We start from the raw sequence: 23,169 nt of genomic DNA, 5'->3' as shown, positions 1-23,169 counted from the left end.
TTGTGCACATATTGCACACATGCTGTGGATATGTTTAGCATTTCATGTGGATATTCATTATTTTAATGTGGACATGTTGTGTATTTGTTTGTAAATCTGACGTAAAATCTGAATTTTCGCTCCAGTTATCCATCACTGTGGACACGTTGTGGACATGCCCAATTCCCTTCAATGAAGTTATTCAGTGATTCATTTATTCGACCAATTCACCTTGACGCATAATCAACTTATCATCGATGTACACATCCGGCTTTTGTACAACTGCATCGATATGCACACCGGCGGCAATCGTTCCACCGAATGTATTATTGCTGCCAAAGGCTACATGAATTGTGCCATACACTTTCTCATCTTCCAGCACTACACCCGTGATTCGCGCCTTGTTATTGGTCCCAATCCCGAATTCACCAAGAAAGCGACCATCCCCCTCGCCAAGTGTTGCCAGTAATTGAGCCCCATCCGGGCCTTCAGCTGACACCAGACGTCCTTCCTTGACGGTTAGTAGCATAGGCTCACGGAGTGCACCTATTCCAGCAACGGAACCATCTACAACAATACGGCCCTCACCTTTACCCTCAACCGGAGCAATATAAGCTTCTCCAGATGGTAAATTGCCCGATTCACCGGGATTCAAGTACATACCTGTGCTCGGTACACCGTTACGACCTTCTATGGAAAAGGAAAGACTATGGCCCTGCTTTTCTATTCGTACATGACGACCTGCCGTTAATAGATCCGTTACCTTCTCGGTTAATGCCTTTACTTTTGAGTATTCAGCCGTGATTGCTCCGTTCATAAACATATCCTCTGTCATACCAGGCATCGTTGCCACTCGGGTCCCTGATGCAGCCGCTTGTTTGCGTGCCTGGGTATGGGTTAATGAATATCGCGTTATACACACGGCTACGTCCGCCTGAATCATGGCCTTTGCAATGGGCGCAGGCGGCTCTTCTCCAGATCTGCTGCGTTCCTCCATAATTAGCAGGACCGACTCTGCTCCAAGTGCTTTTCCTGCCTCATAGATGGATTCCGCCAAATCCCGTTTCATATCGTCTGCGACAACCACCAGATTCTCTCCGCTACGCAGCCCCAGACACTCGGTTAGCACATTTTTACTGATTTCCACAAGTTGCTGACTCATACATGTATCTCTCCTGTCTATGGTGTATCTCTTCACAACCCGACTTGACCCTTTCGACAATTGGCATGGGATTCCTGCATGTCCGAATCTGAACTCATCTCACGGTATCGGACCATTCGGCGAGGATTGCAGCTGTTTCCTTATACTGAAACGTCGGAAAGTAATGCCCATAGGGCACTTCTATGTGTTTGATCTGTGGGTTCATATCCCGGGGATAATGATATTCTCGATCTGCCTTGCCCCATATGACTAATGCATTCTGAACGTGGTGCTGACTCTCTAATTTCGCCCACAACGTTGATCTGGCGCCTTTTCGCTGACCGGAGTGGATCCACCGCAACAAATCCGCATGTGCTCCCGCAATTCGAGGAGATTGGAGGCTGGAGCGTATTCTCTTGGCCATCGTATGATCCCTAACACTGTTGTCTTCTCCATCGCTGTATGTACTGAACATCCGGTTCCAACTTTTTTCCGATCTGCCACGCAGCATGGAGCGCATCACACCTCTCGGCAAACGGGAAATCCATCTCAGTACATTCGGATTCGAATTGTTAGCGACTGGCTGAAGCAAACCCAGCCGGATGTCTGTCCGCCCGCTACGCATCTTTGCCGCAGCTGCAATAGCTGCACCGATCGAATGACCCACCAGCTTCACAGGACCTTCGAACTCACCAAGCGCCTTAAGTAGCGCATTCACCTGACCTTCAAATGCCTCATCTCCCTGATGCACAGGGGACCGTCCGAATCCAGCTAGATCGATTAACCATACCGGATTCCCTGTCCGTTCCCTAAGCTGTCGTCCCAACGGTAACATCTCATCGGCAGATTGAAGCAAGCCATGCACAATGATCCAAGGCTCACCTTCACCCTCCCAACCAAGCATAGCCATATCCCCACTCCGTGACCGGATATAATCTGTCGGAAAACCCTCAGGTAACGGCGTATAACGAAGACGATAATCCAGATCGGCTGTAACCAGCGGAAGCTGTTCCCGGATGTCCGGCCAGGATTGCCCCATACGTGTGAACAGAGCCTCCGTCTCTTCAACCGGGAATGACCTGTTGGTAATAAAAGCCACCGACTCCGCTGGAACACCACTGATACGTGTACCACCTGACTTCATAGCCCATTGAATCCATGATAGTGGTACGGCCCCTATGGGTTTGGATACGTCCAATTGCTGTGCCAGAAGATGCAGCAACACCTTCATATTGGGACTGTCTTCCTTCCGCGCCAACAGTGGGTAGGTTCCTCCGACTGGAGCAGCTTCCCTGGATAGAAAAACAAGCGTCTGTGCAACAATATCGTTCTCCACAAGGGGTAACCAATAGGATGAACCTCCAGGTACTACGGGCATAAGCCCTCTCTGGATGGCCTGGATAAGCAGCCCAATCCCACCCGTTTGCTCTGTTTCACCGGTGGGACGCGGTCCAACCACTGTACTCGGGTTCACAACGGATAAAGGGTAGTTATGCTGCTCTGCATGCTCCCGAATATGCAAATCAGCATGAAACTTCATCTCTTCATACGCACTTTCATTGTTATCCACATGCTCAACCTGTAGATAATTCCCCTGTTCATTCCGCTCTCCATAAGGGCTCATGAAACCGACAACGTGGATAAAGTGCCGCAGTCCACTTGTACGGTGAATTTCTTGTGCAAGCTGAGCCACTTCTCTGGCCCCGTTCATAAATATCTGCTCGGCTACTTTTCGTTCCAAAGTGACGTCCATCGTTCCACCCGCATGAATGATCACATTCGCTTCAAGAGAACGCTCCCGGTCCGCTGCGGTAAGGCCAATACCCGAAATGGACAAATCACCTGTAATAAAGGTAATTCGGTTGAAATCCTTCACTCCATAAGCCTTCAGCACAGTTCTGGCTCGCTGTTCCGAACGAACCAACAAGAGCAATTGTGCGTCTCCCTGCGTGAGTTGTTTGACCGTTTCTTTGCCGATAAAACCTGTGCTACCTGTCATAAAAATGGTCGTGGTTGCTTCATGGTTAGTATGTACATTCATTCTATTATGGCTCCTTTTAGTACTATTTAGTACTAGTTATATTCAAAAAAAGAGCTTCGATTAACGAAGCATCTGACAAAACGTACGTGCCGATTGTTCTATAATCCCAACATCACGGGCAGTTCCCGCGAGAATTAGCGAACCTTCCAAGGCTGCAATAAATAACAACGCAGCCGGTCCCGGTTCGATTTCTTTGCGAAATTCACCACGATCCAAACCTTGCTGAAACAGCTTCTCCACCATCGGTCTAAGCTCACGAAAGAATCTGGATATGCTTTCCTTCACTTGGGGGGCACTATCGGGTGTCTGCATATATAGCGTGACAAACGGACAGCTTCCTTCGTAATTCCGGCCCTCAATGCCTGCCGACAGCATAGCCATGAATGAGTAAATACGCTCCTCCACACCTCGCTCACGCTGACTGAGCAGCAGATACAGCTCCGATTCATACTGGGCAATCCAATATTGCACCACGGCCTGAAGCAATTCCTCCTTGTTTTTAAAATGATAATAGATATTCGACTTGGATACTCCACTCACTCGCACGACCTCATCCATGCTGACGTAGCTGTACCCCTGACGCAGAAATAACTGTGCAGCCACTTCAACTGCCTTGGTCCGGTTCACGGGATTGGTACTCTTGGATTTGGCAGGGCCTGTGTTCGATTTTTGATTTGTCATATTTAGAACTATATAGTACTAGTTAGATAAAAACAAGTTTTTCTGTTAACAAAAGATCCTCTCTGGCCCAAGCTTCTCCTTTCTTGTCCACATATCTTCCTGTGGATACAACAAAAAAAGCCAACCAGAACGCACCTGGCTGACCCTTCGTATAATTCATTCCCAACCGTTACGGGTTATATCCCTGTTTTAAACTGAAGGTTTACTATCCCCAGCAATGATCGATTCGGTGCCTTGAAGCGGCAATCTATTCTCCAGTCGGATGGCGACAAACAGGATAACCGTCACCGTAACACCCAGTGTTCCTAACAGCACGCCCGTGTTCTCCTGCCCCATCAGAGATAGCGGAAGTGCCAGCACCAGTGGGACAACTGATCTTGTAAATTGAGTGGCGAACGTTGATCTGCCCGACCACTTCATGGTCTCTTCGCGGCTGCGCAAGTTATCAAACATGACAGACCTTTGCATGATACGTGTCCGGTTAAATACAAACCCAAGCATGAATCCGCAGATCAACGACACCGCAAACACCTGTACTGTGCCAATAATGATATCGATCACACCAATCAGTATAAATAGATACATTGGAATTCGGTGTTCCCACTTACGAATCATCGTTGCCAGGAAAGCACCCAGACCCATCGCTGCGCCCATGGCCCCATAACGGGATGAATCCCAGTTATAGATATCATGGAACAAAATTGGTACGATAAAATTGATTGCTCCCAATTGCACGGTTAATACAACTACCGCCAGTATGGTCATGTTCAGTACTTTTTTCCGCACGACGTCGGAGTACGCAATCTGCGGCGCCTCCGTTGAAGCTTTCTGTACGTTCTGATCCACCTGACCGGATCGGGACAGAATCGGAATGAGCCATGGAGCCATCATGCCCACAGCCAGCGTCACCATCAGTACCGTCGAGATCATTGGCAATCCACCTATGTTAAGTAGAATTCCGGTTAACGCACTTCCTCCAAATGCACCAATCTGAATTGCAGTCTGCAAGTCATGGGAGGCCTTGTGTGATTTGATTTTTCCATCCAATACCATCTGGGACATGTAGATTTCCAGACTCTGATTGGACAAGAACAGAATCACGGAGAAGATGCCACCTATCAGATATAAACCATACACATTGGTATTACCTGAAAATTGAATCAAGAACACAAGCAGAAACACAATGCCCAGAATACGAGCCAAGCTGAAAATTAGTAATGGTCTTTCTTTAAGGGCCGTTTTAAGAAAAAAGCTATACTTTTGCAGTAAAATAGGCACCAAACTCATTATCGTAATAATGATACTCAGATGAGTAATGGACCCGCCCTGTTCCAGTACAGACCAGATCAGGGTAATATTCAGAATGGTATCTCCACATAGGGTAATAGACAGGAAGAGGATGAACAGAATAGTCTGCATCATTGCAGCTGTCTCACCTCAGCAACTTGCAAATCAAGCTTTTGTTCAAGAACCCTTGCAGCCTGTTTAACCGATTCAATGTCCTCAGGACCCTCATATTGGGTACGCACAGACAGCAGACCTGTGATGTCGAATCCTTTTGGAGCAGAGTGGACCACTCTTCCTTTGGCAGCTACCGGATAATAAGCCCGGTACCTGACATCGCTCGCTGCCTCACCGCTGGCATTATTTAATACTTTCCCGTCACGATAGACAAATTTGATACAGGTTGCACACTTTGGAGCCGTTCGTTTCGCAAAATGGGCAGCAAGCGCATCCTCGCCCAGAAGACCGTAAGCATGGGCGGTCACCAGATCGGTCCCGTACACATCTCGGATATTGCGATAGACATGCCCCCCACTGATACGACAGCTGAATTCCACCACTTTGTACTCCCCGTTTGCGTTTTGTCTGGCTTCAACGTTAAACAGTCCATTTTCAAGCTTCAGATCTGTGCATATTTGCCGAGCCATCTCACAAAGATCTTGTTCCACATTGGATTCTCCCTGGAAAGGCAGGGTATATTCATCCTCTTCAAAATAAGGACCTGGCATTCTGAGTTTGTTATGTATTCCCCCCAGATAAAACGTTCCGTGGACGACCACTCCATCCAGTGTGATCTCCTCGCCCGGAAGGAACTCTTCAATCAGCGCTATTGCAGGACATTCATCATCGAAGTACAATCCGGATTGCGAAACGGCAAGTTGCGATATGCTATCAAAGGCCTGCTTCAATTCGGTAAGAGAATGAACGAGCGCTACGTGACTGCTGGATGCCGCCAGTGTCGGTTTGATAATAACCGGATAACCTACACTTGCTGCTGCCGATACGGCCTCATCCATCGTATTTACAGCATGAAATACCGGACAAGCTGTGTTCTGCTGCTGCAAAAACTGACGTTGTCTGGACTTATCTCTGGCAATCTCAGCTGCCCGAACAGGGATATCCTGTCTTCCCAATCCTTCATTTAATCTGGCATTCAGCACAATATCCGTCTCCTGCCAGGTAACAAAAAACGGGACTCCCTTTTCTTTCGCCTGCTCAATCATTTCTTCCACATTCTCATACTTGGGAAGAAGCTGAACCGACCGAAAGCGCGGATCTTGTTCATACCCAGGAACAGAGGTCCATAAATGGACCTCCTCAAAAATTCTCCCCAGAGCTTCAATATGATCCCCGTGCAGGGAAAAACCTTTTCTCATGAGCAGACCAACGGAGGACCGACTCATGCCAGAACCTCTTCTTTCGGCTGCTCCACGAACTCCAAAGCAATAATATACAACGTCCCATTCTCCCCAGCCTTGGAGGAGTGAACCGTATTAGCCGGAAGCAGAATGCGGTCACCAGGCGTGCAATACAACTCCCCTTCTTCAGTATAGAAAGTAATATCTCCGCTTATGATTAAAAGAGTTTCGTCTGTCGGATGGGTATGGGATTTGTGCTCCCTGAATGGTGTATCTCTTTGAACCTCGACTGAACCGGTTACAGGCAGCAATTGCATTACAGCTTCTTCAAGTGTGACGTCAGACCCCTGGATATATTGAACTGAACTCATACTATTCCTCCTCATATGATGAAATGGGCATTGCGCTGTAGCAGAAACTTCGTTGGTATCTGGAATAAAATATTGCAGCCACTCCCGATTATTGGGACTTCCGTAGATCCCAAGATGCGGGAATGGATCAATTGCATCGTATTGCCGAAGCAAGCTTCGCACCAAATCCTTGGATTTATCTCCTTTTGGTGTTCCCAAGCCAATCGAATCAAAGACCCATCGGGGCTGAAAGGTAATCATGTATGTATTCGCACGTCTGCTCCTTCTGATCTCATGTGCTGGTGTGTTACAAACGACAAAAATGGGTTCCCCATGAAAACAAAATTCCCATAAAGGATCATTCTCTTCATTCGGTATGGATTCTGGCCATTCTTTCAAGTCGATGGTGTGCAGCCGGGTCAGGATGGACCAAAATGTATGCTGATATTCATGGATGGATAAATCCTTGTCAATATTAAAGAATGTGACCATGGAGGTGTAGTTTCCGAAGCTCCTTGCCTGTTCCACATATTCTCTCAATGCCTTTGCAAGCTCTTCTATGGAATCATCTTCTATATCATTAAAAAAAGAGAACCGCAGCTCATTACGGTTGAGTCCCATCGAGCCGAATATGCAGGGAAACCGTGGACTCTCACTGGTCATGTCCTTTTCAAAATGCTCAAATTCCTGCTTTCTCCAATCATGACTATCCAATCTCTTCACATCAGCGTTATCTAGCAACAACCCAAAGCCCTCCTAGAATGGTTTATTGGTGAACCAGGACAAACTTGTCATGTAGTTCTAGAAGTTGTTTTCTAACGAATTCAATATCTGGACCTTCCACAATGGCAAATCCGGATCTAGACATCGTATCGCGACCACCTGAAATGGACTGACCCGATGTATAGTTAATTCGGATATCAATAAGTCCTTCCATCGATTTGAAATCTTCTGCTGATGAGATACTTTCGATCTTGCCCACAGCAGATGGGAAATTAATCGCACCAGTGTATTTGCCTGAATTAACAAGGGTTGGGGCCTCATATATTCCCAGTTCCGTTTGAATGGCTGCATCAAACAGGTTAACCTGGTGGGAATTCAACACCATTGGCGGAATGATGACAATGCCTCCAATACGTGCTCCAATCTCTCCAAAACAGATCTCACCATTCGGCAGAAGGAATACCTCTGCATGGAACACACTGTTACGTATTCCAAGCGTCCGTATGATCTCTTCATTGAATGACTGCATCCGTTCCACATATTCGTAGTTGGTGTTAGTGGGATAACAGATCGTGCCGGAAGGGCGATCATTCTGGACGATTTCGAGACAATTGAACAAATATTCAGAGACAGAGGAAAACACAAGCTTACCTTCTGAAACGACGGAGTCTATATGGAACTCCCTACCGGTGATAAATTCCTCAATGAGCACTGATTCTCGATTCCAGGAATGGCTGATATACTGCTCAAGCTCCTCTTGATTGCTAAGCTTGTACGTCATGATCGTCGCCCAGCCACTAATCGGTTTGATGATGATGGGAAAGCCAATACCTGCAACGATCTTTCTAATCTGTACTGCATTGGACGCAATACGTGTCTGTGACGTATGGATTCCCGCCTGCCGCAATGTCTCCTTCATGATCCACTTGTTTCGCACCGTCTCGGCCTGGTTCTTCTGAATGCCAGGGATACCAAAACGTGTTCTGAGATATCCTCCTGTTTCCACTACATTTTCAGTGGGGGCAATCACTCGTTCCACATCATACTCATCCAAAATGCGCTCAAAAACCTCTTCCACTTGATCAATCCGAGTAATATCGTTCACTTCGAACACAGCACTAAACAACCCCTCTGGTAATGAGGAAAATTGTTCATATCCTTGTTCCACCAACAAAATGTTGGTTGTATCCGATATTTTGGACAAGGCATCGAGAAACCCGGTTTTGGTGTTAATCCGCTTGTCACACAGGAATACGATATCCTTCATAAAGAACTTCACCTCCAATTCAAATTTCTTTACTTTCTGCTATATTTTTCTATAATATGGATATCGGTTGGGACTGTCAATCTAAAAATTACAAATATTTAAATTTTGGCTATTTGTTGCCATATTGTGTACTAACAACAGGTTGTAGACATTATACAAACACCTCTACTTTCTGTATTAGTCGATCCATTCTTTCATATTTGCACTTTCTAACTGGAAATTTTCCGAATAAAAAAGGTGACTCCGATTAATCTGGAGCCACCTTTTACATGTCTTTTTGTTATTCACACATTAATTAAATGAATGGGAATCTGTTATTTTTTCAGACTATCCCAGTTCTGCTGCAACGCATCGAGCAATCCGGCTTTATCCGATTTGCCTGCAACGTAAGCTTGGATCGTGCTGCCATACTCTTGTGGAACCCCTTCAGGGAAACGGTTGAAGTTCCAGCTGAGTGTTTTGTTTTCCTGGCTATACTTCATAATCTCTGTAGCGAGATCACCCAGATCCTCTTCGGATGCCGTGATGGAACTGAACGCCGGGATGAATTTGAATTCTTTCGTCATATATTGTTTCCCGATATCCGAAGTTACGAGCCACTCCAGAAACTCTTTCGCTTCCGGTTTCACTTGGGAATTCTTATTCACAACCCAGTAGTTCGGCACGCCGACAAACAATTTGTCATTCGGTTCATTGTTAATTGGCATTGGCAGGATACCCAGATTCAGATTCGGATCGATTCCATCGATCTGAACTTGAGTCCAGTTCCCTTGCTGCATCATCGCCGCTTCTCCACTCGCAAACAAGGTTACCTGTGTATTGTAGTCGGTTGTCAGTGGGTTTTTGTTGCTGTATTTCAACGTTAAGTCGAGCAGGTTAATCCAGTCGGTGAACACCTGATTGCCAGGAATTTTTTCCGTGCTTTCGTTGAGTCCCTGAATAAATTTCACCGGATCTGCCTGATTCGCAAATGCCACGTTTACGTTATGGTTACCCAATACCCACCACTCCTGGTATCCGTTCGAGAAAGGCGTAATGCCTGCGGCCTGAAGTTTCTGTGCAGCCTGGTCCAATTGTTCCAGTGTCGTTGGAATTTCGGTAATACCCGCTTTTTGGAAAAGGTCTTTGTTATAAATGAAACCATAACCCTCCAGCGCGAGCGGCTGTCCATAGAGCTTGCCGTCTTTGGTCATTGGCTCTTTGGCTACTTCGAGCGCATCTTTGGCCCATGATTCTCCAGACAGATCTTCCAGATATTCAAGCCATGTATCCAATTCACGATAACCACCTACGTTGAAAATGTCCGGTTGTTCGCCTGCGGCAAACTTGGCTTTCAATGCAGCACCGTAGTCACTGCCGCCACCCACGGTTTGAATGTCCAGTTTGACCCCTGGATGGGAGGATTCATATTCCGCCTTGAGACGATTAAGCGCTTCCGCAATTTCGACTTTGAATTGAAAGATTTTAATGGTTTTGTCCCCGGCAGCAGCTTCGCCACCACCTTGAGTATCCGTGTTGACCGGACTACCACTTTTGTCCCCGTTGCCACAACCTGCGAGCATTACCGAAAAAGCAATCAGCATAAGCAACGTCAACTTCGTCATTCTTTTCATACATACACTCTCCCTATAGTAGTTTCAGTATAACAGTTCATTGATGAATATTTACACTGGCACTCCGATGACAGAATAACTTTCCCTTGAAGCGTGTTTTCATTCTAACGAACCGAGCGCACGTTATTCGCTCCTATTTGCGCAAATCTCCAGCCTAACGAATCACAGAGACGCTATTTCGTCGATTTGGTCAATTTTCAAGGCTCTGAAGCCATTTTGTACCCGAATAACGTTGCTGAGATTCGTTACAATTTGGATTCCTTGATTATCCACCTACTAAGATGCGGTGGGTTCGTTAGCGCTTTGAACAGGGAGCATAGCATCACTCTGTAAAAGAGGTTCCTGGCATACAAGCGTCTTTCTTGGTCTTTTCTCTTTATCGCTGCTTTCTCTTCCCTAGGAGTCATGCCCAAGCTATGCGGGCATGGCTCCCTTTGCACACCTCCATGCGAGGTGGGAGCAAAGGGATCAGGATGCGATGGAGGAGCGGAGCGTTCGCCTTTGAACCTCGGTGGCTTCCTTGCCCCAATACATTCAGGCCACCGAGGAGCAACAGCGACCGAAAGCGCAACTTGATCCCGCAGCGACCTGCACTCGCAATTCTTACCCTTTAACTGATCCAGCGGTAATCCCCTGAATGATATACTTCTGCATCAGCAGGAAGAAAATAATGATCGGCATGATGCCCAGCACAAGTGCCGGTAAGGCCAGATCCCATTGCTTCGTATATTGTCCGAAGAGTGCAAAGGTCGCAATTGGAATGGTACGCAGGTTGGAGCTTTGCAGAATCAGGGATGGCAGCAGATAATCATTCCAGATCCAGAGTGTGTTCAAAATGATGACGGTTACATACATCGGTTTCATAAGTGGAAATACGATCCGGAAGAACACCCCGTAGGCAGAGCTTCCATCCACCCGTGCCGCCTCCTCAATCTCCAGTGGAACGGATTTCACGAATCCGTGGAACAGGAAGACAGACATCGGTGCCCCGAAACCGAGATAACAGATGATGAGTCCGCCAAGGCTATCGATTAGCCCGAGATTACTGGTTACAGTAACGAGGGGAATCATGATAGACTGGAACGGAATCACCATAGCGGCAATGAACATGCCGAACAAAATCCGGTTGAACCGGGTATTGCTGCGCACCATTCGATACGCGGCCATGGAACTGATCAGCACAAGCAACAGATTGCTGACCACGGTAACGATAAGCGAGTTCATCAGCGCGGACGGGAAGTTAATTTTCTCCCAGGCGTTTGCATAATTGCCCCATTGGAATACTTCCGGCCATGCAGCCGAATTGGTGAGCAGGTCACCGAAGGTTTTGACCGAATTCACGAACAGGAAGTAGAACGGAACCAGGAATAAAAGTCCAATGAGCACCATAACAATCTCGGTTAGAATGGTACTTAGGCGGTAATTTTTCGTCGTCTCCATTAGGCTTCTACCTCCTTGCTCTTCGTCAGACGCACCTGAATCATGGTGATGATGGCAACAATTACGAAGAACACGAGCGCTTTGGCCGTTCCGATGCCATATCTGTTATTAACAAAGGCTTCATTGTAAATATTGAGTGCAACCGACTCTGTCGATCCGAATGGTCCACCTTTGGTCAGCGACAGATTGAGATCGAACATTTTGAACGACCAGGAGATCGCCAGGAACAGACAGATCGTTACACCCGGCATAATGAGCGGAAGAATGATGCTCCGCAGTACCTGCCAGCGACTTGCGCCATCAATCTCGGCAGCTTCCAGCAGATCAGGGGATACATTCGTCAAGGATGAGATGTAGATGACCATCAGATATCCTGCGGTCTGCCATACAAACACAATCACGATTCCCCAGAAGGCGGTCGGTTCGTCTCCCAACCAAGGAAGGTTGAAGAAGGACCAGCCTGTTACATCGCCTACTGCTGAAAACCCTTTCACAAATATGAACTGCCAGATAAAGCCGAGCAACAACCCACCGATCACGTTAGGCATAAAAAAGATCGTACGCAGAATGTTTCTCGTCTTCAGCGGTTTGGTTAGGAAATACGCCAGGAAAAATCCAATCACATTGGTCAGTACAACACCAACCACGGTGAAGCGCACCGTAAACCAAAATGCCGTTTGGAACTTGGGATCATTCGCAAAAACATGCACGAAGTTATCAAACCCTACCCAATTAATGTTCTCGGATACCCCGTTCCAATCCGTAAAGGAATAAACCATGCCAAGCAGGAAAGGGACCACGATGATGAGAATAAAAAACACGATGGAGGGACCCACGAACACGAGCTGCTGTAACAGCTGTGAAGATTTGCGATGCTTCATATCGTTCTCCCCTTCTATAGATGGATGAAATTGGTCTCTTTTTCTATTAAACCCCAATATCGCTGAGGGAGACACCGACCCTCGTGAACAGTTGGGGGTAAAATATTGTCCTCTCTTAACCTGCAACCAGAAGGGGTGTTCCGATGTCGAAATATTACAGTATACGCACGAAATTGATTGCCTTTATGCTCATTGCTACCACCCTTCCGCTGCTCGCATCGATCAGCATGACGTTTATCCAGACCAAGACGGCCCTGCGGGAACAGGCTGTTGAAGAGAACAAACGCCTGATCTACCAAGCATCTACGAATCTCAATAACTATGTGGATAACGTGGCCAGAGCGTCGCTCGCTGTGTATAATGACCCGAACTTTCTGCGTAACCTGGCGAAGATTCCTGGGGATTATCGTGCCGTGGCCGAAGTGTACACTACTTTGCAGACGATACGCGCCGCTGTGCCGGATGTATTCCAGCTTTATTTGCACTCTTTTGCTGCTGATCAATCCACCTTAATTACGAACCCCTTTCCGAAGCGGGAAGAACGCAAACAGGCCTATTCCGACTCACTTCATGGAAAAATGGGCGGTGGTAGCTCAGATATCTGGGTGGAATCGGCCCATATGAGTCACACGTACGGATTCAAGGCTGCCTCCCCAGATGACCCTGCCAGAACGGTCATTACCTTGCATCGAGTGATCAAGGATATTCCGTCCACCGAGCGTCTGGGTGTGCTCGCTATTGATCTGAATATGAATACCATTGCAGCGATAACCGGCAGGTTGTATGATCCGGCTAAGGAACAGATCTATGTTGTGGATGGACAGAATCAGATCATTTACCAGGGACGTTCTGAGGTCAATCATACGGATTCATTACGAGATGAAACGGCTAGCGAACTGAATATTGCACGATCTAGCGCTGGTACAGCACAGAATGTCGCAGGACATTTTGAACAGGATCGTTCCATGTATGTATACCAGCAGCTCGGTAGCACGTATGCCGATTGGACCATCGTTAAACAGATCCCGAATGAGACGTTATATGCCAGAGCCACCACACTTACGTGGAATAACGCACTGATTGCCATTACGGCACTTGTATTGGTCATTGTTGCAACCTTGTTCATCTCCATCCGAATCACCGGTCCGCTCAAGCAACTCATGCGGTATATGAACCAGATTCAAGCCGGGCGTCTGCATGTGGATATCCATCTATCCAGCCGTGACGAATTCGGGGTGCTCGCTCGTCATTTCCGGGATATGATGGATACGGTCAATAACCTGATTTTGCGGGAATATCGACTGGAGATCGCCAATAAGACCAATCAGCTCAAAGCGTTACAAGCGCAAATTCATCCGCATTTTCTGTATAACACACTGCAATCCATCGGTACACTTGCCCTTCAACAGCAAGGACAGCGGGCGTACACTCTACTCTCTTCCCTGTCCAAAATGCTGCGCTACAGCATGCGGGATCAGACCTGCGTGACTTTACGCGAAGAGGCGGAGCATGCCCGATTATATCTGGAATTGCAACAGGAGCGGTTCGGTGACCGCCTTGAGGTGGATTTAGATTTTGCCGAAGATACCCTATCTGTCGAAATGCCAAGAATGACGTTACAGCCTTTAATTGAGAACTATTTCAAACATGGGGCAGATATTCAGCCAGGCAAAGGACACATCTCCCTATCCAGCCGCCGGATTGGTGATCATTGGATTGAAATCGAACTGAATAATAACGGACCCTCCATACCTGAAGCTAAATTACTGGAGATCCGGGGATGGCTGCACCAAAATCACACAGCAACCGGGTTAGTCACGCAGGAATCCGACGAGTCCGAGTCCATCGGACTACGAAATGTGATGCGCAGACTTCAATTGAACTCACATCCCGGTCACTCAGCCAGACTTGAGATCAGCAATCGGGAACCCAATGGTGTGAAGATCAAGGTTAAACTATACGCGGGAGAGTGAACAACATGAAGGCACTGCTTGTAGATGATGAAAAACATGTCCGCGATGCCATAAGGTTGCTTGGTCATTGGGAAGACTTTGGTATTAATACGTTACTTGAAGCAGCAGACGGGGATGAAGCCATCGCCGCCATAACGGCACATCAACCTCAAATCATACTCAGTGACATGCGTATGCCGGGCAAAGACGGTATGGCATTGCTTGAATGGATATCGGCTCATGCCCCACACAGCAAGGTGCTGGTTATCAGCGGATATGATGATTTTGAACTCGTGAGGCATGCCATCAGGCATGGTGGTATGGACTACCTGCTGAAACCTGTGGAAGCGGATGAGCTGAACGCCTCTCTATTAAAAGCCGTTACTGCTTGGTCAGAGGAGGACGCCATTCGGATACAATCTACCAGACAATCCATTGTGGTTAATCGAATGCGCCCCCACTATCAGGATCGTCTGCTTACCGAACTTGCCGTCGGAAGAGGCAGCAGTCCATCACACATGCAGCGATTGCAGGATGAGTTAAATCTCCCCTCTAGAATCCCTGTCTGTCATGTCGCTGTAACCAGCCTGTCCCATCTGGATGCAGATTGTCTGGCAAAATACCGCAGTCAACCAGATCTGCTTGTGTTCTCGGTACTCAATATCTGTGCAGAGATGTTATCCACACCTGATGAAGGTGTAATGTTTCGCCAGTTGGATCAACCGGACGAGATTGTTCTGCTGCATTGGGGTCCATCCACTCCATTGGAACATATTCTGGACAAGGTCAATCAGGGATTGGAGCAGACGATTCAGCGTCAGCTTCATTTTGGCATCTCCACCTGTGAGTCTTACCCTGGCGGAATCTCAGCAGCCTATCTGGAAGCAAGTTCAAGGTTGTGGCGACGTAATGCTTTGCAGACCAAGCAGCGAATCCATGCTTCTGTTGAATCATCGAATGGGAATAAAAGCCGTCGTTTAGCCGCCCATGAAGAGCCCATGCGTATGGCAGCGATGAGCTGCCGAGCTTCCAGTGTATCTGCTGCGGTCGCCGAATGGCTTGACCCGATTATTGCCCTTGAGGTTGTCAGTGCCGAGCAGATCCAGCAATGGATCGATGAGCTCGAATGGATGCTGAGCCGCTGGCTTGATGATATGGCAGGTTTGCCATCCAAAGAGGAGGAAGTGACGGAGGAGCAGTCTATTCCCTTTGCCGAGTTACCTTTTGACGCTGAAGGACTGATATCTTTCCCGCTGCTTCGTTCATTGTTAGAACAACGGCTGCTTGCAGCCGGAAAGGTGCTCACTGCCCATCACCCCGCCAATCCTGATCCCATGAGTGAGATTGCACGTTATATGGACGCCCATTATCAGGAGGACCTGTCCTTACAGCAGATTGCCGCGCGTTTCTACTTGAGCCGGGAGTATATCTCACGCAAATTCAAACAGCAATTTGGTCTGAACTGGTCGGAATATCTGGGCAAACTGCGGATCAACAACGCTAAGCTGTTACTGCAAAATCCTTCCCTGCGAGTCGCTAAAATCTCGGAGATGGTTGGGTTTCAGGACGAAAAGTATTTCAGCAAAGTGTTCAAAAAAATGGAGGGCATCACGCCAGCGGAATATCGTAAAACATTATTGGAGGCTGGTACGTAGGAGCTTCAACTCAAAAAGGAAGTATGTTATTAAGCTCAGCTAAAATTGAGTAAGTCTTGCTTATGTAATTTATCCTCTGTTCATAATTAAATAATAGAAAGATTCGCTAAAATATGATACATTTTTTCCCACATAGCATATTTCTTTTGCTGTGATGGTTGAGTATAAGAGTTATCGGTAAAATCTATAATCTTTAAGGAGTGATATCCATGGGGAGCATCATGGATCTAAAAAAATCATTGGATGAAGAGATCGAACTCATCTTATCGTCGGACTACGAAATTGTTGTTACAAACACGATGTTTGTCCCTACAGTCGACGATCTGCTAATTACGTATCCAAATCTGGAAACAATGCAGCAAAAGGTAAAACTCATTGAGACGTGCGTACTATACATCGATATTCGTCGCTCGACCGAACTTAACCTAACTCACCGCAAAGAAATAGTCACGAAGCTTTATTCTGCGTTTATCCGATCCATGGTTAAAGCAGCGGAGCAATATGGAGGTAAGGTCAGAGGGATTGTCGGTGACCGCGTGATGGTCGTATTTGACTTTTATCAATGCTGTACCAACGCATTGAACACCGCGATACTCATGCACTCAATTAGCGAGTATTTACTAAACAAACACTTTAACAAGAATGACATTAAATGTGGAATTGGTATCGATTACGGAAAAATGATAGTTTCTAAAAATGGAATTATTAAGAGAGGATCTGAAAATATTTCTAATAAATCGCTCGTTTGGCTTGGAAGGCCTGCAAATATTGCATCTAAACTTACGGATGCGGCGAATAAAACAACAACCATATCCAAAACGGAAACAATAATTGAAGAGCGTCATGAGTATAAATACTCAAAGGAAACAGCTTGGTATAAAAGAAACATTACCAATTTTCTAGATGATCTAGACAAGACATTTACTACTGTAATTAATCATAAAAATCCAAACTTCACTTCATTTATACATTATCCTGGTATTTCAACATACTCATTTACAACTCCACCCATATTATTTACAGAGGATGTTTATGAGGGTTTAAAAATGGAATCTCCCGAAGATAAAGCGTTAGTAAATGGCTGGTGGAAAATACAATCACAAGAATTATTATCTGAATTTAAAGAAAAGATCTATGGAGGAGATGTCCATTTTTCATTTTTTGAAAACTCTAATTAATCAAGTACTTATACGCCCCAATAATAATTGGTACTGTAGTAAGTCTCCCACCTGTCGTTATATTGAAAAGTATGTGATGTCCACATATTTACAGCTTGTTTAACACCCCAATCATTTGTGTATGTGTGAATTTTTACTTCATCCGTTAAATTATTATAAACGTAACTTGAAATACTAATATGATTAGGAGCTTTTGCCTCATCTCCCAGCCGAGTTGATTTGTTTACTGCATTACCAACCCAAAAGATGTCTCTATTATTTTCACCTGCAATTCCAATTTTAGTGGCTAATATTTTTCCGTCATCAACACCTATTCCAAAATCAATTGCAGAATATTTAGAAAGGTAGTTATTGATTCCACTTTCTGAATGTGAGATCATGTATTTCATTTTCATCGCAGCTTTAACTGCATTGCTTAAAGTAAGCTTGCTTGTTCCTTGAAAGAAAACAAGCATGCTATCCCCGTTAAAGGAACGGACTTCGCCACCTAGGCTTTTTGCTATTTTAGTGACAGTGTGAAAATAAGCCATATGAATTTTGGCAACCGTTCTGCGGTTATGTTGATTTAAAATTTTTGTAGAACCTCGCATGTCTATGAACAATGTGGTCGCTTCAAACCGAAGCCCAGTGTTTCCAAAGGTGAGCTTGGTGTCATTGATATCGGGCACATAGGAAATATCAGTGACTTCGAAATTTGTATCCATAATTTCTTTAACTTTATTTACGATATCCTCTTTCAAACCCATAACTACACATCCTTTTATACAAGTTGGGATAAGAAAATAAAAGTAAGGAGAAGCCCTATAAGATAGAACATACGACTCATAACTTTATTTAACGACTCAGTTTTTGAAGATAAAATTTGCGAAACTTCATATACTTGTGCAGCAAGCTCTTGTTCAGCTTGATTCTCGGGCATATTTTCTACTTCTTCCAAGTACCGTTCCTTTTCCATAAGCTTGATGTGTCCATAATAAAATAAGGAGTAGTGTTCTGGAAGATAGTGTTTGGCAACACGCGGTTTTAAAATTTCATTAATAATAATTCGGATTTTATACAGTAACAACGCAAGGGTTGAAACTCCGACCAGAAGCGTACATGATGATAAGAACCCATTCCAAGGCGAGATTAGAAAGGGATTCACAAAATGAAGTTTGCTCGCGTTATTCACAAATGCGGTTAAAATAAATCCAAAAATAACAAGGATTGCTGACGATTTCTGGTCCATAAAGCGAATTAACTCTTGAATATTCTTAAATGAATCCAACGTGAAACTATACTTAGACAAAAAGAATCACCTCAAATTTTCAATATGATAAAATCTCCTGCTTCCTAAAGAATATTTTACCATAACCTACAAATCTAACATACGAACATTTTGGGTAATTATATTAAACAGTATTACAGTATCGTAATTGGAAAAATACACTAATAGTATGATAGAATCAGTTGACTGAAAAACAGGAGGGTTAAAAATGAACCTTGCAAAATTGTTTGAAGCGGCGAAACAAAAAAATTATACCAGAGTTGTAGAACCTGTCTCCGATAGTGATGAATTCGACTATTGGAATATGGGAATTTACGAATTAAAGTTAAACGAACAAGGTGCAGAAAACAATGAATATTCTCTGGATGAAGAAGGAAATGTTAGAGAGCTCAATTTTGGTGGAATTGCCGGGAATAATCCCATTACATTTCGTTTTGAATAAATAATCATTAAAACACCGTTCATGCTAGCAAATAGCTGGACGGTGTTTTTGATTTTCAAAACCATACAATTAAATAAAACTTGAAATATAAGCACAATAGGAATGCGATGGGTGTACAATTGGAGTTCGAAAGTAGTTGGTTTTTTGCTGAATAAAATGGAGTAGTGAAAGAATTGTATATAACATGTCTAACATTATATCTAAATTCTTCTTACCGGCCTTAAGCGAGTTGTTATCACTTTTAATAAAAAAATAAGAGTCTTTTTTACATTTTTACTTTTATAGATCATGACGATTTGTTGGCTCTTTCTTTTCTAAGATAGGATATGCTTCGAAAGATTGCGGCTACAGCTACACCAAAGTAGAGATAATAAATTTTATTTCCTGTTGTATGAGCTGCTATGGAAAAAAAGATAACGATAAACGGTACAAGTATAATATCCATGTAGAACATGATCTTCCGATAAGTAGGGATACTCATCTCCCCCTTTTATTTACCAAAAATGGTTTTATTAATTATATTAAATCATAACATAGATACGTCCTAGTCTGCTCACCGATCCCGCAAAATCATCGCAGGTACAAGTCGAATGTAGATTAGCTCCCCTGCAAGCTCCACTATCGTCTGTGTAACGATAGCAGCCGCAGCTATGGTTGCCCATTCTGGTGGAAGTGCCAATGCCAGCGGCAGAACGACCAGCGAGTTCCGTGTGGCTGAACTGAAAATTAACGCACGCCCTGCGCCTATATTTAATCGAAACTGCTTAGCAATGATTCGTGATATCCAAGGCATAATGATCATAAAAGCAACGTAGATCGGGATCACGTTCACGATGATCATCATATCATTGTAGACTTTGCCAATCTGGGAGGCGACAACCACGATCAGCGCGAGTGCCATCATCGGAACCGGGAGCCATGCCGTGGCTTTCATGACACGCTCCCCGCTCACTTTACCTCTTGAGAAGACTTGTGTAACGACAGCGAGCAACAGTGGAATAACGATCAGGAACAGAAAAGCCTCCACAAACGGACCTACCTGCATGATCTGCGCTACCTCGGTACCCATTAATAGCCATAAATAAAACGGCAACAGGATCATTTGTATCACAAACAGGAGAGGTGTTGCCGCGAGCATCAGTTTCTCATTGCCCCTGCCGAGCTGTGTGAACACAATGACGTAATCTATACAAGGCGTTAACAGCACCAGATAGACTCCAATCAGAACGTCGGGTGATTGCGGAAAGACAAGTGTAAGCAACCAAACGACTACAGGTACAACGATAAAATTAGCCACTAGTAACGCGCCCATAAATCGCAGGTTGGACCAGGATTCTTTTAACTGTAGAAAGGGAATCTGTACGAACATGCTATATAACAGAATGGCAAGTATCGGAGACACGGTGTAGCCCAAAATATTCCCCCATGCCGGATTACTCAGCCCTACCGCTGCTCCTACGAACAGTGCAACTACATAGAACCAAGTCTGCTGTTTTTCCATCGTTTCTCTCGAAAGCATTCTTCTCCTCCTCCGTTGGACAATTGGGGCATAATATCGTGTGGACATATTCTTGCTTCGCTTCGCGTACATTGGGACAGAGTACCATTCCAACGTAGCGGCAGAGCACAAGAATTTGAAAGGTCATCTTGTGAATTTTTTTGCGGTTGTTATTAGAATGTGCGAGAACTGGGTATATTCATTGTAGACTGACCCGTGGTTCATTCATTTCGTTAAACCAAGGAGGAAACTCAATGTCACGTAACAATCCGTACAAGTGGTTAAACGCCATTGGTTTTATCGCTGTAATTATCGTGAACTACCTTTCCAACGCTCTGCCAATCGGAGGCAAGACCAACAAAGAAGTATCGGATATGTACCCTGTGCTACTCACACCTTCAGGCTATGCCTTCTCTATATGGGGTCTGATCTACCTGCTGCTAGCAGGGTTTGTGATCTATCAGTTCTTGCCCGCTTCCTGGAAAAGGGATTCGATTACCCGTCTCGGGTATTGGTTTCTGGCAAGCTGTGCCTTCAATGTAGCATGGATTTTTGCTTTTCAAAACTTGCAGACCGGTCTTGCTTTACTGATCATTGTACTGCTTCTATTGTCTCTGATCGTGCTGTATGTAAAAACACGTACCATTACTGTTCCGACCACGGCTGAGATCTGGCTTGTAAAGCTGCCCTTCAGCATCTATCTCGGATGGATTAGCGTGGCAACCATTGTAAATGCAGCGGTGCTGTTATATAAAATAGGCTGGGATGGTTTTGGTATCAGCGAACCGACCTGGACGATCATCATGCTGATTGTCGGTATGGTGCTAGCTGTTCTCGTTAGCTTCCGTTATCGGGACAGTGTGTACCCTCTTGTATTCACATGGGCGTATATTGCCATTGCACTTAAACAAAAGGATGTCACTTCCGTATATTATACGGCAATCATCATTGCGATCGTACTGGCCATCTACGCGGTATGGCTGTTCTTCGCCCGTAATCAGGATCGTGATTGAGTTTTCCCCTTCTATATAGCGCTTAAATATAACGTAAAAATGCAAAAAGCCGATTCTGGTCATTCGACCTGAAATCGGCTTTTTATGTATACCGGCGCGAGTCTAGGTTGTCCTATTTCAGGGCAATAACTTCAATCTCCACCAGTGCATCTTTTGGCAAACGAGCAACTTCCACTGCACTGCGTGCAGGATAAGGCTGTTCGAAGAACGTGCTATACACTTCATTCACAGGAACGAAGTCGTTCATGTCTTTCAGGAACACCGTTGTTTTCACGATTTTATCCATACTTGTACCTGCTGCTTCAAGGATAGCCTTCACATTGCTCAAAGACAGACGTGTCTGCTCCTGTACATCTGCGCCGAACTCTCCCGTTTGAGGATTCAGACCAAGTTGTCCGGAAGTGTAGATGAAATCGCCTGCATCAACGGCTTGACTGTATGGACCAATGGCGCCTGGCGCCTGATCGGTAGAGATTGGTTTTTTCATGGACGAGTTCTCCTTCATGTTCGTTATCCTGCTGCCACAAGGAGTCAGGGTTCGAACTCATTTTGTTGCCTATTATACCACGATCTACCTCAAGCGAGAAACGCCCCTCCCTAGCCACATGAAGCAAACAGCTAGTTTAAAGGTTTCCTAACCTCCGTCTACACCAAGGACATGAATGACATCATTCGGATACACATGGTTTCCCTTGGTTTGCACCAACGCAATATTCGTCATGGCCTGTGCAATGGTCGCAGCATGGACCGCCCGGTATTTGTCCACTCTGCCTTTCATCCAGCGATCCAGAAGCTTCATCGCATGAGCAGCCATCTGTTCACCGAACCGCTTCTCGTTTCGATCTCCCAGGATTAAGGACGGGCGGAAGATATGCAATGACTGAAAACCGATATCGGACAATGCATCCTCCATTTCCCCCTTGGTCCGACTGTAAAAGACACGGGAACCTGCGCTCGCTCCCATTGAGGAGATTACAAGCATCTGTAATACTCCGTGCTGCTTCGCAATCGTAGCTGCACGAACCGGGTAATGGTAATCCACCTGACGGAAATTCTCCTGACTGCCTGCTTTTTTGATCGTTGTACCCAAACAACAGTACAGGTCATCGATTCCATCGAATAAGTGGCCTTGGCTCTCCAGCTGTTCCCAGTCCACCACATGCTGTTCCAGTTTGGGATGCTGCAGCTCAAGCGGACGTCTAACCAGAACACGAACCAGGCTGTATGCCGAGTGCTCCAGCAGATGATGAACCAGTAATTCGCCTACAAGCCCAGTGGCTCCAATCACCATGGCTTTCCGTTCGAGACGATTCAAATACATCCCTCCACTTCGCTACCTTTTTTTGAAGTCATACCAGATACATATGATCAATCTAAACATTTACAAGGTTGTTCTGTCATCGAAG

20 protein-coding genes are annotated in these 23,169 nt (G+C 45.4%); 5 read left to right on the top strand and 15 right to left on the bottom strand.

Annotated features, from left to right (window positions below; translation table 11 throughout):
- Window positions 1–193: 193 nt before the first annotated feature.
- The 10 genes from PAHA3_RS24645 to PAHA3_RS24600 form a co-directional block, all read right to left on the bottom strand.
- Window positions 194–1,141 (bottom strand): aminopeptidase, encoded by a 948-nt coding sequence (locus PAHA3_RS24645; protein WP_062837309.1) that lies wholly within the window; start codon window positions 1,139–1,141, stop codon window positions 194–196.
- A gap of 94 nt (window positions 1,142–1,235) precedes the next feature.
- Window positions 1,236–3,161, bottom strand: a complete 1,926-nt coding sequence (locus PAHA3_RS24640) for an alpha/beta fold hydrolase (protein WP_062837308.1) — start codon at window positions 3,159–3,161, stop codon at window positions 1,236–1,238.
- Between the two features lie 60 nt (window positions 3,162–3,221).
- Window positions 3,222–3,788 (bottom strand): TetR/AcrR family transcriptional regulator, encoded by a 567-nt coding sequence (locus tag PAHA3_RS24635; protein ID WP_062837307.1) that lies wholly within the window; start codon window positions 3,786–3,788, stop codon window positions 3,222–3,224.
- A gap of 243 nt (window positions 3,789–4,031) precedes the next feature.
- Window positions 4,032–5,264, bottom strand: coding sequence for a hypothetical protein (locus PAHA3_RS24630; RefSeq protein WP_062837306.1), 1,233 nt, complete (start codon window positions 5,262–5,264; stop codon window positions 4,032–4,034).
- On the bottom strand, window positions 5,261–6,529 hold the full coding sequence (locus PAHA3_RS24625; protein WP_062837305.1) for an ATP-grasp domain-containing protein: 1,269 nt from the start codon (window positions 6,527–6,529) through the stop codon (window positions 5,261–5,263). The genes PAHA3_RS24630 and PAHA3_RS24625 overlap by 4 nt, the downstream gene beginning before the upstream one ends.
- Window positions 6,526–7,578 carry a YqcI/YcgG family protein gene (locus tag PAHA3_RS24620; RefSeq protein WP_062837304.1) on the bottom strand — a complete coding sequence of 351 codons (1,053 nt, stop codon included), beginning with the start codon at window positions 7,576–7,578 and terminating at the stop codon, window positions 6,526–6,528. The genes PAHA3_RS24625 and PAHA3_RS24620 overlap by 4 nt, the downstream gene beginning before the upstream one ends.
- A gap of 22 nt (window positions 7,579–7,600) precedes the next feature.
- The gene (locus tag PAHA3_RS24615; protein ID WP_062837303.1) at window positions 7,601–8,824 is read right to left on the bottom strand and encodes an ATP-grasp domain-containing protein; all 1,224 of its coding nucleotides are present in this window, start codon (window positions 8,822–8,824) and stop codon (window positions 7,601–7,603) included.
- Window positions 8,825–9,138: 314 nt separating this feature from the next.
- Window positions 9,139–10,437, bottom strand: coding sequence for an ABC transporter substrate-binding protein (locus PAHA3_RS24610; RefSeq protein WP_062837302.1), 1,299 nt, complete (start codon window positions 10,435–10,437; stop codon window positions 9,139–9,141).
- Window positions 10,438–11,040: 603 nt separating this feature from the next.
- Complete coding sequence (locus tag PAHA3_RS24605; protein ID WP_062837301.1) at window positions 11,041–11,877, bottom strand: carbohydrate ABC transporter permease; 837 nt, start codon at window positions 11,875–11,877, stop codon at window positions 11,041–11,043.
- Window positions 11,877–12,758 carry a carbohydrate ABC transporter permease gene (locus tag PAHA3_RS24600; protein WP_036607341.1) on the bottom strand — a complete coding sequence of 294 codons (882 nt, stop codon included), beginning with the start codon at window positions 12,756–12,758 and terminating at the stop codon, window positions 11,877–11,879. Before PAHA3_RS24600 ends, PAHA3_RS24605 begins: the two co-directional genes overlap by 1 nt.
- A 143-nt stretch (window positions 12,759–12,901) precedes the next feature.
- On the opposite strand from PAHA3_RS24600, the gene PAHA3_RS24595 reads away from it, so the two are divergent.
- The 3 genes from PAHA3_RS24595 (at window position 12,902) to PAHA3_RS24585 (ending at window position 17,543) form a co-directional block, all read left to right on the top strand.
- Window positions 12,902–14,731 (top strand): sensor histidine kinase, encoded by a 1,830-nt coding sequence (locus PAHA3_RS24595; RefSeq protein WP_062837300.1) that lies wholly within the window; start codon window positions 12,902–12,904, stop codon window positions 14,729–14,731.
- Window positions 14,732–14,736: 5 nt separating this feature from the next.
- Window positions 14,737–16,365: a response regulator transcription factor gene (locus PAHA3_RS24590; RefSeq protein ID WP_062837299.1), complete on the top strand. Its 1,629-nt coding sequence runs from the start codon at window positions 14,737–14,739 to the stop codon at window positions 16,363–16,365.
- Between the two features lie 209 nt (window positions 16,366–16,574).
- Window positions 16,575–17,543 (top strand): adenylate/guanylate cyclase domain-containing protein, encoded by a 969-nt coding sequence (locus tag PAHA3_RS24585; RefSeq protein ID WP_062837298.1) that lies wholly within the window; start codon window positions 16,575–16,577, stop codon window positions 17,541–17,543.
- Window positions 17,544–17,551: 8 nt separating this feature from the next.
- Here PAHA3_RS24585 and PAHA3_RS24580 read toward each other — a convergent pair whose 3' ends face one another.
- On the bottom strand, window positions 17,552–18,289 hold the full coding sequence (locus tag PAHA3_RS24580; protein WP_062837297.1) for an adenylate/guanylate cyclase domain-containing protein: 738 nt from the start codon (window positions 18,287–18,289) through the stop codon (window positions 17,552–17,554).
- A gap of 14 nt (window positions 18,290–18,303) precedes the next feature.
- Window positions 18,304–18,810 (bottom strand): Pycsar system effector family protein, encoded by a 507-nt coding sequence (locus PAHA3_RS24575; protein WP_153028296.1) that lies wholly within the window; start codon window positions 18,808–18,810, stop codon window positions 18,304–18,306.
- A gap of 208 nt (window positions 18,811–19,018) precedes the next feature.
- Between PAHA3_RS24575 and PAHA3_RS24570 the strand changes: the two genes are divergently transcribed.
- The gene (locus PAHA3_RS24570) at window positions 19,019–19,252 is read left to right on the top strand and encodes a hypothetical protein (RefSeq protein ID WP_062837295.1); all 234 of its coding nucleotides are present in this window, start codon (window positions 19,019–19,021) and stop codon (window positions 19,250–19,252) included.
- A 553-nt stretch (window positions 19,253–19,805) separates the two neighbouring features.
- Here PAHA3_RS24570 and PAHA3_RS24565 read toward each other — a convergent pair.
- Window positions 19,806–20,771 carry an arsenic resistance protein gene (locus PAHA3_RS24565; RefSeq protein ID WP_062837294.1) on the bottom strand — a complete coding sequence of 322 codons (966 nt, stop codon included), beginning with the start codon at window positions 20,769–20,771 and terminating at the stop codon, window positions 19,806–19,808.
- Window positions 20,772–21,004: 233 nt separating this feature from the next.
- On the opposite strand from PAHA3_RS24565, the gene PAHA3_RS24560 reads away from it, so the two are divergent.
- Window positions 21,005–21,763, top strand: a complete 759-nt coding sequence (locus tag PAHA3_RS24560; RefSeq protein ID WP_062837293.1) for a tryptophan-rich sensory protein — start codon at window positions 21,005–21,007, stop codon at window positions 21,761–21,763.
- Window positions 21,764–21,875: 112 nt separating this feature from the next.
- Here PAHA3_RS24560 and PAHA3_RS24555 read toward each other — a convergent pair whose 3' ends face one another.
- Together PAHA3_RS24555 and PAHA3_RS24550 are read right to left on the bottom strand one after the other, a co-directional pair.
- Window positions 21,876–22,250, bottom strand: coding sequence for a RidA family protein (locus PAHA3_RS24555; RefSeq protein ID WP_017690870.1), 375 nt, complete (start codon window positions 22,248–22,250; stop codon window positions 21,876–21,878).
- Between the two features lie 147 nt (window positions 22,251–22,397).
- On the bottom strand, window positions 22,398–23,084 hold the full coding sequence (locus PAHA3_RS24550) for an oxidoreductase (protein ID WP_062837292.1): 687 nt from the start codon (window positions 23,082–23,084) through the stop codon (window positions 22,398–22,400).
- Between the last annotated feature and the right edge of the window lie 85 nt (window positions 23,085–23,169).

The organism is Paenibacillus amylolyticus (genome assembly GCF_001570725.1).
In the GTDB taxonomy this organism is placed as follows: domain Bacteria; phylum Bacillota; class Bacilli; order Paenibacillales; family Paenibacillaceae; genus Paenibacillus; species Paenibacillus amylolyticus_A.
Note: the sequence above shows the minus strand (reverse complement) of the source record. Positions and strands in the feature narration are given on the sequence as shown.

Coding starts and splice junctions, on each gene's coding strand:
- PAHA3_RS24590 (WP_062837299.1), top strand. CDS start 14,737: ATGAAGGCACTGCTTGTAGATGATGAAAAACATGTCCGCGATGCCATA.
- PAHA3_RS24585 (WP_062837298.1), top strand. CDS start 16,575: ATGGGGAGCATCATGGATCTAAAAAAATCATTGGATGAAGAGATCGAA.
- PAHA3_RS24630 (WP_062837306.1), bottom strand. CDS start 5,264: ATGATGCAGACTATTCTGTTCATCCTCTTCCTGTCTATTACCCTATGT.
- PAHA3_RS24640 (WP_062837308.1), bottom strand. CDS start 3,161: ATGAATGTACATACTAACCATGAAGCAACCACGACCATTTTTATGACA.
- PAHA3_RS24625 (WP_062837305.1), bottom strand. CDS start 6,529: ATGAGTCGGTCCTCCGTTGGTCTGCTCATGAGAAAAGGTTTTTCCCTG.
- PAHA3_RS24605 (WP_062837301.1), bottom strand. CDS start 11,877: ATGGAGACGACGAAAAATTACCGCCTAAGTACCATTCTAACCGAGATT.
- PAHA3_RS24565 (WP_062837294.1), bottom strand. CDS start 20,771: ATGCTTTCGAGAGAAACGATGGAAAAACAGCAGACTTGGTTCTATGTA.
- PAHA3_RS24615 (WP_062837303.1), bottom strand. CDS start 8,824: ATGAAGGATATCGTATTCCTGTGTGACAAGCGGATTAACACCAAAACC.
- PAHA3_RS24580 (WP_062837297.1), bottom strand. CDS start 18,289: ATGGGTTTGAAAGAGGATATCGTAAATAAAGTTAAAGAAATTATGGAT.
- PAHA3_RS24595 (WP_062837300.1), top strand. CDS start 12,902: ATGTCGAAATATTACAGTATACGCACGAAATTGATTGCCTTTATGCTC.
- PAHA3_RS24560 (WP_062837293.1), top strand. CDS start 21,005: ATGTCACGTAACAATCCGTACAAGTGGTTAAACGCCATTGGTTTTATC.
- PAHA3_RS24645 (WP_062837309.1), bottom strand. CDS start 1,141: ATGAGTCAGCAACTTGTGGAAATCAGTAAAAATGTGCTAACCGAGTGT.
- PAHA3_RS24600 (WP_036607341.1), bottom strand. CDS start 12,758: ATGAAGCATCGCAAATCTTCACAGCTGTTACAGCAGCTCGTGTTCGTG.
- PAHA3_RS24570 (WP_062837295.1), top strand. CDS start 19,019: ATGAACCTTGCAAAATTGTTTGAAGCGGCGAAACAAAAAAATTATACC.
- PAHA3_RS24555 (WP_017690870.1), bottom strand. CDS start 22,250: ATGAAAAAACCAATCTCTACCGATCAGGCGCCAGGCGCCATTGGTCCA.
- PAHA3_RS24610 (WP_062837302.1), bottom strand. CDS start 10,437: ATGAAAAGAATGACGAAGTTGACGTTGCTTATGCTGATTGCTTTTTCG.
- PAHA3_RS24550 (WP_062837292.1), bottom strand. CDS start 23,084: ATGTATTTGAATCGTCTCGAACGGAAAGCCATGGTGATTGGAGCCACT.